Below are 12,142 nucleotides of genomic sequence, written 5' to 3'. Positions count from 1 at the left end.
TGAGGATCGCACTTGCCTTTGGCAGTTTTGGGTCGCAACATCTTCTCCCCTATGCAGGACGCAGCGCCCCGGAAAACGCCCATTGATCACTCGTTCATGCGCCCTCAGACAGAATTTTGGATGGCGGCATGCGCGCCACCGGTGGGACACGCTTCGCGCATGGAGGCAACCTGCTAAAACGTCAACTGCCTGTTGGCCTGACAGCAGGTGGAGTATTCTAGGTCCCTTAACGTTATACGTGTCCATACGCAGCAGTACAGAAATTTTGGACAACCATCTGGAGGTTAATCACACGTGACTGACAATGATCGCCTCATTGATGACTCGATCGCAGCCGAACAGGAATACGTCGATGGACTGTTTCGGCGAATCGACGGCGACATTGACACGGCCAGGGCACGGCTTGAATCCGCCGTGAAGAAGCTCGACACCAACAGTCCCCTCGCCGAGGACCTCGTCCAACGTGAGGTAGAGGTAGCAACACTTGCCAAGCGTCTCGACCGCATGAATCTTGCGCAAGTTGGACTCGTTTTTGGTCGCATTGACATCGATGACAACGACCCCGAAACCCCTGTTCCTGGTAAAGACAAGCAGGATCGCCGGTACATCGGGCGATTGGGTGTCGATGCCCCCGAGGACCATTACCGCACCCTCCTACTGGATTGGCGCGCGCCGGCGGCACGCCCGTACTATCTCGCTACAACAGCTCAGCCCGAGGGCGTTCACGTTAGACGCCACATCCGGATGTCGTCTCGCCAGGTTACGGACATCACGGATGAGGTACTCAACGAGGACGCGCGAGCAGACCACCCCACGGCTAATCAGCTAGCGAGCGACACTGTTGCCGGTGAATCAGCTCTTTTTGAAGCACTCAACCGTGCGCGCACCGGTTACATGTCCGACATCGTGGAGACGATCCAGCGCGAACAGGACACCATTATCCGCGACCCTTCCCGCGGTGTCATGGTCGTGGAAGGTGGACCGGGTACGGGGAAGACAGCAGTTGCCCTGCACCGAGTGGCCTATCTGCTGTACACATGGCGAGATCAGCTCGCTAAAACAGGTGTCCTCCTCCTCGGTCCCAACACCACCTTCTTGGACTACATTTCTCGAGTTCTGCCCGAGCTTGGCGAAACGGGAGTAGTCCTCCGTACCGTCGGCACCTTGTACCCCGGCTTCACCCCGGTAGCCACCGAGACACTCCTGGGAAGGGAAATTAAGGGAAGCGAGGAGATGGTTCACATCCTCGCTGCCGCAGTGCAGCGTTACGAAGTGGTACCTGAGGAGTCAATCACCATCCAGCTGGACGGGGTGCGTGTAGATATCACCCCGGCGATGGTGAAGAAGTCTCGTACCCGCGCACGACGTTCCCGTAAGCCACACAACGAAGCACGTGGCATTTTCGCTGACCAGTTGGCCGAACTCACCGCAAATAGGCTCACCGAAATTATCGGCTCTGATCCTCTCGGGGGAGAAAACTTACTCTCAGCAGCCGACACAGCAGAGCTCACGGACGAGCTGCTCGAGGATCCACAGTTCATGTCTGTTGCTGACTCATTGTGGCCGGAACTTTCGCCCGAGGATGTACTTGCCGAAATGCTCAGCAACGAAGCAGTACTCAATGAGGTAGCTGGCGACTACGACGACGATACACACGACGGATTGTTCCGCACTGATGGGTACGCCTGGACTGATTCCGATGCTGCTCTCGTCGACGAGCTTGCCCACCGCATTGGGGTACTGGATCCGGAGGAACAGCGGAAACGCGAAGAAAAGGAGTGGCAGCAGCAACTCGCGGAGGCACAGGAAGCTCTCGACGTGCTGCAATCATCGGAGAATACGGACCTTGACGATGAGCTTGAAGCAGAAATTTTGTCCGCGCACGATGTCATCGATGCGGAGCAACTCGCCCGCCGCCAGCAGGAGACGGACAACCGCACAACAGTTGAGCGCGCCGCCGAAGATTACACGTGGGCATACGGCCATGTCGTCGTTGATGAGGCACAGGAACTCACCCCGATGGAGTGGCGGATGATTATGCGTCGTTCTCCTAACCGGTGGATGACCCTTGTCGGCGATACCGCCCAAACCTCGGCCCCAGCCGGCGTGGAAAGTTGGGAGGAAAGCTTGCAACCGTTCGTCGACAAGCGTTTCACCCTCCACCGCCTGACGGTCAACTACCGTACCCCGGCAGAGATCATGGAATATGCAAACGCCCTCCTGGAGAGCATCGACCCCGAGCAAAACCCTGCACGGGCAATTCGTTCTACCGGTGAGCCTGTTCGGTTCCTCCCCTCAGGAACCGATCCCGAACAGGCTGCGTCCGAGTTCGCGGATGGACGCCTCGTACAGGTCATCGACTCGGACAATGTCCACGACATCAAGGGACTCGAGTTTGACCATGTGATCCTCGTGGAGCCGAGCGCCATCATCGAGAATTCTCCCCAAGGACTGCAGGATCTCTACGTGGCCGCTACCCGCGCCACCCAGACCCTCACGATTATCGGCGAGCAGCGCTTTACTCGCCGGCATCCGAGGTGCAACATTGACCTCCGGTAAGCCAGGCCACTCCTCCAGTAAGCGCTCTACTCCCCAGGCAAGCGTGCTACCCACCGGTGAGCATAAACCACGCTCCCTATTGGTGGGGGTTCCGCCCCACTGGTGAGCTGGTTTGCGCGAGAAACACGAAACCCGCCGACCAAGAAGTAGGTCGGCGGGTGACAGCTATGCACGCCCCCTCCGAATATTAGAGCTACCAATATCAGAGGTAGCCCTCATTTCTGCGGATGCAGCTCGGAGCGCTAGCAAAGATCCGTTCGTGTCTTACTGAACGGTGTGGACGATCATGACGTCGCACTCGGACTGGCGGGCGACGTCTGCGGGCACAGAACCCAGCAGACGACCGGTCAGGGAGTTGATGCCACGGTTACCCACAACGAGCAGATCTGCTTCGTTCTCGTGAACGATCGCCATAAGAGCCTCAACTGGGGTGCCGGGCTTAATGGCGGTCTCAATGTTGGAGGCACCGACCTCCTCGGCGGTTGCGCGAGCAGTCTCAAGATTCTTGAGCGCCGGATCGTCACCCAAAACGGTCACGGAATCCTTGCGCAGAGTCTTGGTAGCCTGCTCTTCATTCTCGTAGTACGCGCAGCCGATGATCAGCTTTGCATCGAAGGATGCTGCGATCTGTGCAGCGCGCTTCACTGCGAGCAGTGAAGACTTTGAACCGTCAGTTCCCACAACGATGCTCTTATAAGCGGACATTCTGTACCTTCCGAATCTTCCACAAATTTGGTTTAATTTCCTGCATTCCAGACTACATGGTTGACTAAATGCCCGCTTCCTTTAGCCCCCTTAGCTCCTTTTCTAGGCTCACGATCTCATCGCGCAACCTGGCTGCAAGCTCGAAATTCAGCTCCCGGGCTGCTTCCCCCATCTGTGCGCGGAGATCCTTGATCAACTTTTCTACCTCATCCTGCGCCATCGTAGACACGTCGTAATCTTTCGCTACAACAGCATCTGCGCTGGGTGTCTCCCCTTCTTCGGCATCTTCATAGACGAGATCCAGAATGTCGGCGATTTTCTTACGCAGGGGTTGCGGGTCAATACCGTGTTCCTTGTTATATGCAATCTGCATCTCACGGCGACGCTCTGTCTCATCGATTGCCTGCTGCATGGAGTCCGTAATCGAATCGGCGTACATGTGCACCTCGCCCGAGACGTTGCGGGCCGCACGCCCGATTGTCTGAATGAGGGATTTCGTGGACCGAAGGAACCCTTCCTTATCGGCGTCGAGGATGGACACCAGCGAGACTTCGGGCAAGTCGAGCCCCTCGCGCAGCAGGTTAATGCCAACGAGAACGTCGTACTCCCCAAGGCGCAGTTTGCGCAGCAACTCAACACGCTGCAGGGTATCCACATCTGAGTGCATGTAGCGAACCCGCACTCCATTTTCCTGCAGGTACTCAGTGAGATCCTCCGCCATCTTCTTGGTCAACGTGGTGACAAGAACGCGCTCTTTCTTCTCAGCGCGCACCCGGATCTCATGGATGAGATCATCGATCTGCCCCTTGGTGGGCTTAACCACGATTTTCGGGTCGACGAGGCCAGTCGGACGAATGACCTGTTCAACGAACTCGCCGCCGGCCGCGGCAAGCTCATAATCGCCCGGAGTAGCTGACATGTACACTGTCTGCCCCTTGCGTTCCTCGAACTCCTCCCACGTCAGCGGGCGGTTATCTAGGGCGGAGGGAAGGCGGAAGCCAAACTCGACGAGGTTACGTTTGCGGGAGGCATCCCCCTCATACATGCCACCGATCTGCGGGACAGTGACGTGAGACTCGTCAATAATCGTGAGAAAGTCTTCCGGGAAGTAATCAATCAGCGTCGGCGGCGGATCGCCCGCCTCACGGCCATCCATGTGCCGCGAATAGTTCTCGATACCGGAGCAGAATCCCATTTCCTCGATCATTTCAAGGTCATACTCCGTGCGCATGCGCAAACGTTGGGCTTCAAGCAGCTTGCCGCGGTTTTCGAAGGATGTAATCCGCTCCTCCAGCTCCTCCCGGATTTGCTCAATCGCCTTCTCCACACGCCCCTCTGAGGCGATGTAGTGCGTCGCCGGGAAGATACGAAGGACATCGACGTTGCGGATAATCTCGCCTGTCAGCGGATGGATGTAATAGAGCTGGTCAACCTCGTCGCCAAAGAACTCAACCCGGACAGCAACCTCCTCGTAGGCAGGGATGATGTCCACTGTGTCCCCCTTGACACGGAATGCACCACGCTTCAGGTCATAATCGTTGCGCTCATATTGGATATCGACAAGCAGGCGGAGAAAACGGTCTCGGTCGATTTCCTCCCCTACCTCAATTTTTAGAGATCGATCAAGGTAGGACTGCGGGGTCCCCAGACCGTAAATACACGATACGGAACTCACCACGACAACATCTCGTCGTGACAGGAGCGCAGACGTAGCCGAGTGGCGAAGACGCTCCACATCCTCGTTGATGGAAGAATCCTTCTCGATGTATGTGTCCGTCTGCGCGATATACGCCTCTGGCTGGTAATAGTCGTAGTACGAGACGAAGTACTCGACCGCGTTATTCGGCAGCAGCTGGCGCAGCTCGTTGGCAAGCTGCGCTGCCAAGGTCTTGTTCGGTGCCATGACCAGTGTCGGCCGCTGCACCTGCTCAATCAGCCAGGCAGCCGTAGCAGACTTACCTGTGCCTGTCGCACCCATGAGCACGATGTCTTTTTCACCGCGCTGGATTCGCTCCGTCAGCTCCTTAATCGCTTTCGGCTGGTCACCCGCAGGCTCGTACTCAGAGATAACCTCGAAGGTTCCCTCACGGCGCTCGACCTCCTCCACAGGACGGAAATCAGAATGCGGTAAAACAGGGTGCTCCATAGGAAATGCCATACGTACAGTCTACGGTGATGCCAAAATCGCGGGCGCGAGCCAACCACCCGCTCTTCGTAGGCACCGCACAAGCACCGCCGCCGACCGCCCCCACCTGTAGCAGACCGCAGGCGATACCACCATGACTAGTGCAACTTGAGTCATTACAACGCAGTGCCAAAACGAACGGAAGAGAACTGGTAGCCGAATCGTCGTAAAGCCTTGAGAAGACTGCTGCGCTCCGGTCCGAAACGTGAATCCCGGCTGCGGCACCCATATGCAATAAATGCAATAGTCAGTGCAATAGTCGAGTATGGATGAATAGGGAAATGTAAGGATGACAGAAAGATGAGGAAGTGAGTAAAACCCTGGCGCTGCGGCAAACGAAAAACACGTGATGGTTACATAGGTGTGCGGAAGTGAACACAAACTTATAGCATTTTTCGTTTCCGAGGCGTACCTGCGCGAATGGCTCAAGGTATAACCAGCCTGTTCAACATTTGTGGACACGCGCTAAAATTACGCCGTGACATCCATTATGCGATAAGTCAAAAACTTCCAGCTGTGTGCTTTACATCACACACCACGTTGGCGGGGCCATCCACGCCCGGCCAAGAGCCGCTGACCGAGGCGGCATTATTCCAGAAAGGTAAATGATGGCTGTAGACACATCAGATGCAGACCTCGTCGGGGTCGCAGGTGTCGCTTCGAAAAAGTCTCTGTACAAGCCCAAAAATCTCGTAACGGGTCCCCCACGTGAGGACAAGGCGTTCCTCGGTCACCCAGGTGGACTCCCCTGGATGCTACAGGTTGAAATGTGGGAACGATTTTCATGGTTCGGCATGCGAGCCATCCTCGTGTACTTCCTCACGGATACCATCGCCAACGGCGGCATGGGGCTTACGGACAATGCGGGCCAGGTGGTCATGGCCTCCTACGGTGCTGGCGTTCTCCTCATGACCATTCCCGGTGGCATCCTTGCCGACCGACTGTTAGGGCCATGGCTTTCAACACTATCTGGTGGTGCAGTCATTATGGGTGGCCACCTCGTCCTAGCGATCCCCACAGTTCCTACATCCTGGGTTGGCCTGGTCCTCATCGCAATTGGCACCGGCCTCATCAAGCCCAATCTCTCCACCGTCGTGGGCGGACTCTACGAGGAAGGCGATCCCAGGCGCGACCAAGGGTTCCTCTTCTTCTACATGTCGATCAATATCGGTTCCCTCTTCGCCCCTCTCATTACCGGTTTTCTCAAGGATCGTTACGGCTACCACGTAGGTTTCATCGCCGCCGCGATCGGCATGGCATTCGCACTCGTCGCCTTCGTGTACGGGCGAGGCAAGCTTCGTGAGTTCGCATTCAACATTCCCTACCCTATGCGCAAGGGCGAAGGTCGAAAGCTAGGCTTGGGAGCTATCGCGGTAGCCATAGGTTTCCTGGCGCTGGTCGGGCTGTGCACTACCGTCTTCGGTGAGGTCACCTCCGGGATTGCGTACTCCCTCTTCCTGTTCGCGGTGGGCACGAGCCTTTTTTACTTCTTTACGATGTTTAGGTCTCCCCAGGTCACCATCCACGAACGTGGGCATCTTATGGCGTTTATTCCCCTCTGGGTCGGCCAGGTTCTCTTCGTGATGATTTTCGAGCAAGCAGCCGGAAAAATGGCCACCTTCGCCAAGGACAATACGGACGGATCCATCGGTTCCCTGTTTACGCTCACTCCAGAGCAGTACCAGATGTTCAACCCGATTTTTGTCCTCATCTTTGCTCCCATCCTTGGCTGGATCTTTGCCAAGACGCAGGGCCACTTCCCCAACACTCCACAGAAATTTGCCCTGTCGGTTTTCATCATCGGACTCTCTGCACTTCTCATGGGCTTTGGCTTTAGCCAATGGCCCGGCGGCACCGGCGGGCTCTCCCCCTGGTGGTTCCTCGTTGCTGTGTTTGCCGTTCAGACCGTCGCCGAGGTGATGATGAATCCAATCGGGCTGTCTAGCGCAACCAAGCTCGCCCCGGTGAAGTTCGCGTCTCAGACAATGACCCTCTGGCTACTTGCAGCTGCGTGTGGCCAGGGTCTAGCGGCTGTCGTTATTGAACGCACCTCCGAGCTTGGCGATGTCGTGTTCTACTACGGTGTCGGCGGAGTCACCCTCGTTGTTGCGCTCGGTTTGTTCCTTATCTCTCCGTGGACACAGCGTCATATGGAAGATGTCGATCACCTCGAGCCACAGGAGCACGCTGACGCTGAGGCAGCACCTGGATCTACGACAGTGCAGACCACCCAGAAGTAACGCGGTACACCACCTCTTCGCCGTGGCGAGGGTTCGGATGCCCCACCCCCACTAATTGGACTCTCGAGTTCTCGGACTCGAGGGCCCTCCCCTTTGTGGGGTACAGCTCCTCCGCCCGACGTCTACAACAGACGGTGCACGTGCGTTCACGCAGCGAGTACGCTCCTGCGCATCCGCCTAGTCATCGCGAGGGAACAAGATCCGAGGCATCCCAACTATCGCGCTTTAGGTGCGCAGGCTGTCCCCGTCAGGTTCACGGGCTGTCACGTCAGATGCATGGGTTACCTCGGCAAACAACAACGCCAATGCTCTACCCGACTATCTGTGGGGGCGGATCCCTCGGCTATTCCATCACTACTCTGTACATCTTCCAGTTGGTCATGCCGGCTGCAAGAGTAACGGGAATGTCGCTCGCTTACCCGCCTTGCCGGAAAACGACGAATTGCTACCCTCAATGTGGGTTCCCACACGAAGGTCGAACGCAGAAGTACGCTTCAACAATCTCTGGCGAGGTCGACGACCACACGGAATCCGCTTTTCCCCCGTCCAGTGACAAAACTTTGGTGCAAACCACTTGCGCAACGAACTGGATTCGTTAAAGTTTTATCCATGACTCGTCAGCATCGACCTCGCATCGCTTCTGTACTTGCTACTACCGCTCTTTCTGCGGGACTTCTAGTACCTGTGGCACCCTGGAGTATCCCCACTGCGTCAGCAGCACCGTGCCAACCGGATAATGGCTCGTCAGCCATTAATATTTCTTCCCGCTTGTTCAACGGATCATCGCTTTCAAGTGGAATTTCGCAGTCTTCTGAATCGAGTCGGCAATACACTAAGGACGAGAACTACATTGGAAGTTCCAACCCCCCATTTCTCAAAGGACAACCAGGTGGCATGCCAATCCTCAAGGGGCATACGGGGGTAACCCAGCTGGTCACCGGGCCTGGCTCTCCAGATCGCACGGACCGAGTTTACGATGTCACTGGAACCGATCTGGGCATTGCCTATGATGACCAGAGGGGCAACACCATGCTCGTGTTGGGCGACACAATGGCGTGCAACTTTGCAGTGAATAATTGGCGGTCAAACGCTATTCTGCGCTCCCACGATTACACCTACAGCGATGGGTTCACCATCCACGACGCCCTGGGCAAGAACGGGTACATGACCGGAGGCCACGCCACCGAGTTCATCCCCTCAATGAAGGTTCCTGGCATCGAGCACACAACTATCCCCACTGCAGGTATTGCCATCGGCGATACGCAGTACATCGATTACATGTCGGTGCGAAACTGGGACAAGCCCGGCAATTGGGTCACCAACTATGCGGCAACTGTTCGCTCGAACGACGGTGTTCACTGGACAATCGTGCCCGAGTCAATTCGTACAAACACGGATGCTCCAGCTGCGCTTAATTTCCTTCCTGGATTCCGCTCTGGCAACCAGAAAGCGCAGATGTCCGCGTTCGTTGAGAGCAATGGCTTTGTCTACCGTTTCTCCACTCCTTCAGGTAGAAACGGGGCTGCGATCCTCGGCCGTGCCCCCATTGGTCAGTTCCCTAACGAAGCGGCCTTCGAATATCTCACCCCTGACGGTTGGGTACCCGACCTGAATGCTGCTACTCCCGTCATTAATGATCAGGTCAGTGAGCTCTCCGTTGCGTGGAACGAGCACCTCCACAAGTTCATTGCCATGTACACCGATGGCAGGGGCCTCGTCATCCGCACTGCGGACGCTCTTGAAGGCCCGTGGTCCGAGAAAACGATGGTCGTAGATGTCGACACACTCTACGACCTATACGGTGGCTTCATGTTGCCCCACCAGAACGGGAGAGACCTCTACTACGTCCTGACCACGTGGTCCAACTACAACGTCATGCTCATGCGCACGAATCTGGATGCGCTTCTGGCCGAGCGCCCGAATGCAACGTGGGATGATGGACTGACGAACGCCGGTACCGCAACCTACAAATAGCGATCCAGCATGCCAAGCGCGCTTCCGCTGAGGTACTCTCCAGCGGAGGCTAGCAACGCCACAGGATCCTCACTCTCATGCCGGCGATGCGCTTCTAGCACTCCGGAGTTGCGATTCTACGTGGACTGACTATTTGCTCTCCCGTGACAAAAGTTCAGCGATAACCTCCTGCACCTGGGTTTCCAGGTGCAGGAGGTCTTTGTTATTGTCCAGCACGTAATCAGCAACGGCCGCGCGCTCAGCATCTGTAGCCTGTTTGTTAATGCGAGCACGCGCATCGGCCGGGTCGAGTCCTCGCATCGTCACAAGCCTGTCGACACGCAGATCCGGATGGGCAACAACCACGACCACGGCATCACATTTCGCGTGAAAACCGGTCTCCACAAGCAGCGGCATATCGATAAGAACGGGATTGTGCTTTGGGTCTGCCGAAGCAATCAGGCTGAGGGTGCGATTCCGGATGGCCGGGTGAGTAATGCTGTTTAACGCTTCGGTTGCCTCGTCACTCGCAAATGCCCGCTGTGCCAACAGCGTCCGGTTAAGTGGCGCTTCAGCATTCCCCGTGCGGATATCTTCGCCAAACCGTTTCACCAATTCCGCCATTACCTCGGGAGTCTCCACTTCCGTACGGGCGATGGCATCGGAATCAATGAGGGCGAAACCCGCATCCGCAAACATCGACGCTACCGTAGATTTCCCACTGCCGATTCCTCCGGTTAGCCCTACGAGCATAACGTAACCCTTCCTCTCATTGTCCACATCTCTTGAGTCAGTCGCGCAGCGCTGTTCATCCAACCACGAAAGGAGTCCCATACACCCTCAATCCTAAAAGTCAACGCCGATGTCAAGACAGCTTTTTGACGTTTCCCGGATAAGAAGGCCTAGGAAACCCGCGCTGCCCCTATTTTAGAACTGTTATGTCCCAGTAGTTTTTGGACACGGAGTCCAGATAGTTTCTGGAAACGGAATCCAAAAACCCACTAGACACCACAGAAGGCACCTAGAAGGCACCTAGAAGGCACCTAGAAGAGCAGTACAAGAACGGAGAAATCGAAGAAGCTACCTACAATAGTGAATTGGAGAGCATAGGTCTCGTTCCCGCTGATTTCGCGGATTCGATTTTTGAAGCATACAGAGCGTGCGATGAAGGCACATCCGTAACGATCAAGGATCGCACTGCCGCAGCCATGTTGTCTCTCCCTTCCTCCAACAGCCAACTTCAAAGAGAGCTCAAGGAGGATCTTTAACCGCTGTTCATCCAGCAGGATGGTCAGCTTGGGCCCGCGTCCATCGGAATCATAGTGGTCGGCATCCTACTCCTTGCCGGCGGTGGGGTCGCTGCATTCTGGCCACAGATCCAGGCTCTTCTACCGTCATTGCCCGGCATCGCATAATCCTCAAGGAGGGCACGGTAGTGACACCTGCCAGTTGATCAATGGTTTCGTCCTTCCCTCGGAATTCTAGGCACGATCCCAGGATCGCCTCCTATAGAGCGTATGACGCTCGTGGGCACCGTGATTGACTGTTTCCCTCACCGACTGAGGTCACGAGTGGTGAAGAGGTCCACCCTTGACACGCGGACCTGGGGGTTTGGTGGCGTGCTGGTGAGAACGTAACGGCCACTACCGCAGTTTCGAACGGGACTTCAACGGACAAATCATCCACGCCACCGTCCCCAGCAACGTCCAATCCACCGCCAGCACGAACGTCCCCCACCGAGAGGGCACTAACCTGTCCCAACTCGGATTCACGATGAAAACGAGCTGTGCCAAATGGTAACCAGCTTAAAGCTATAGTCGCCACGTTCTTCTCAGAGGGGCGCACATTAGAAGATGGGATGCCGGGCGATCCACGCGGCCGCGAAGGCGACAAGAATGATGATGCCTATGAGTACCAGAAGAACCCATCGATAGATCGTAGGAAGTTCATGGTGGGGAATGGTAAGGGAATCCCTGTATGCAGGCCGTAGCGAGATGATGACAGACTTTTCTCTTAACGTTGCGTCCTGGACGCACGGTAAGGATCGCAGCGAGGGGACGTCGACGCGGTCTGCCTCATACACCTCGTACTCAATCCCCTCGTGGGTTGTCTCCGTGTAAGCCACGTTGGTGAGGCTACCAATGAGCGCAAGGATGTCCGCCTCCGCTACTTGTTTTGGCTTATTCACCTCACTGCGCTCCTCATTGCTCCTCACACTTGTACATCGTGACGGTGCCCTATGTTACCGCAGTTGTAGGAAATCATCTTCCGATAGCCCATTTCCACCAAAAGGGCTGTCGTCAACAAACAGAAAGCACGTACTCTATGCCCGCACAGAACATGGGTAAAGCCCGCAATCGTGCCTAGGCCTGCGATGGAGGGGCAAGACTGTGACTACGTGAGCGACCTTTGGGCTGCCGCCCCCTAGATGGGTTGTTCCTTCCGGAAACGACCATCCTGCATGTCAGGCAGCCCCCTTCTACCTGCCCTTGTCTTTGTT

Annotated in this window: 7 protein-coding genes; 3 read left to right on the top strand and 4 right to left on the bottom strand. The window is 56.2% G+C overall.

Annotated features, from left to right (window positions below; genetic code table 11):
• The first annotated feature begins 294 nt into the window (after positions 1-294).
• Positions 295-2,559 (top strand): HelD family protein, encoded by a 2,265-nt coding sequence (locus tag HMPREF3044_RS01310; RefSeq protein ID WP_070738974.1) that lies wholly within the window; start codon positions 295-297, stop codon positions 2,557-2,559.
• A gap of 264 nt (positions 2,560-2,823) precedes the next feature.
• Here the strand turns inward: HMPREF3044_RS01310 and HMPREF3044_RS01305 are convergent, their stop codons facing one another.
• Entirely contained in the window at positions 2,824-3,264 is a 441-nt protein-coding gene (locus HMPREF3044_RS01305; protein WP_005392388.1) for a universal stress protein, read from the bottom strand.
• 64 nt (positions 3,265-3,328) lie between these two features.
• Positions 3,329-5,422, bottom strand: a complete 2,094-nt coding sequence (gene uvrB, locus HMPREF3044_RS01300) for an excinuclease ABC subunit UvrB (protein WP_070738973.1) — start codon at positions 5,420-5,422, stop codon at positions 3,329-3,331.
• Positions 5,423-6,054: 632 nt separating this feature from the next.
• On the opposite strand from uvrB, the gene HMPREF3044_RS01295 reads away from it, so the two are divergent.
• Entirely contained in the window at positions 6,055-7,689 is a 1,635-nt protein-coding gene (locus HMPREF3044_RS01295) for a peptide MFS transporter (protein WP_070738972.1), read from the top strand.
• Between the two features lie 894 nt (positions 7,690-8,583).
• Positions 8,584-9,663 carry a DUF4185 domain-containing protein gene (locus tag HMPREF3044_RS01290; protein WP_070738971.1) on the top strand — a complete coding sequence of 360 codons (1,080 nt, stop codon included), beginning with the start codon at positions 8,584-8,586 and terminating at the stop codon, positions 9,661-9,663.
• 129 nt (positions 9,664-9,792) lie between these two features.
• Here the strand turns inward: HMPREF3044_RS01290 and coaE are convergent, their stop codons facing one another.
• Together coaE and HMPREF3044_RS01280 are read right to left on the bottom strand one after the other, a co-directional pair.
• Positions 9,793-10,395, bottom strand: coding sequence for a dephospho-CoA kinase (coaE, locus tag HMPREF3044_RS01285; protein ID WP_246820810.1), 603 nt, complete (start codon positions 10,393-10,395; stop codon positions 9,793-9,795).
• A 1,093-nt stretch (positions 10,396-11,488) separates the two neighbouring features.
• Complete coding sequence (locus HMPREF3044_RS01280; protein ID WP_005392380.1) at positions 11,489-11,857, bottom strand: hypothetical protein; 369 nt, start codon at positions 11,855-11,857, stop codon at positions 11,489-11,491.
• Positions 11,858-12,142: the final 285 nt, after the last annotated feature.

Source organism: Corynebacterium sp. HMSC073D01, from assembly GCF_001815555.1.
GTDB classification, from domain to species: Bacteria; Actinomycetota; Actinomycetes; order Mycobacteriales; family Mycobacteriaceae; genus Corynebacterium; species Corynebacterium glucuronolyticum.
This window is presented reverse-complemented; position numbering and strand designations above follow the sequence as displayed.

Coding starts and splice junctions, on each gene's coding strand:
- HMPREF3044_RS01305 (WP_005392388.1), bottom strand. CDS start 3,264: ATGTCCGCTTATAAGAGCATCGTTGTGGGAACTGACGGTTCAAAGTCT.
- uvrB (WP_070738973.1), bottom strand. CDS start 5,422: ATGGCATTTCCTATGGAGCACCCTGTTTTACCGCATTCTGATTTCCGT.
- HMPREF3044_RS01295 (WP_070738972.1), top strand. CDS start 6,055: ATGATGGCTGTAGACACATCAGATGCAGACCTCGTCGGGGTCGCAGGT.
- HMPREF3044_RS01290 (WP_070738971.1), top strand. CDS start 8,584: ATGCCAATCCTCAAGGGGCATACGGGGGTAACCCAGCTGGTCACCGGG.
- coaE (WP_246820810.1), bottom strand. CDS start 10,395: ATGCTCGTAGGGCTAACCGGAGGAATCGGCAGTGGGAAATCTACGGTA.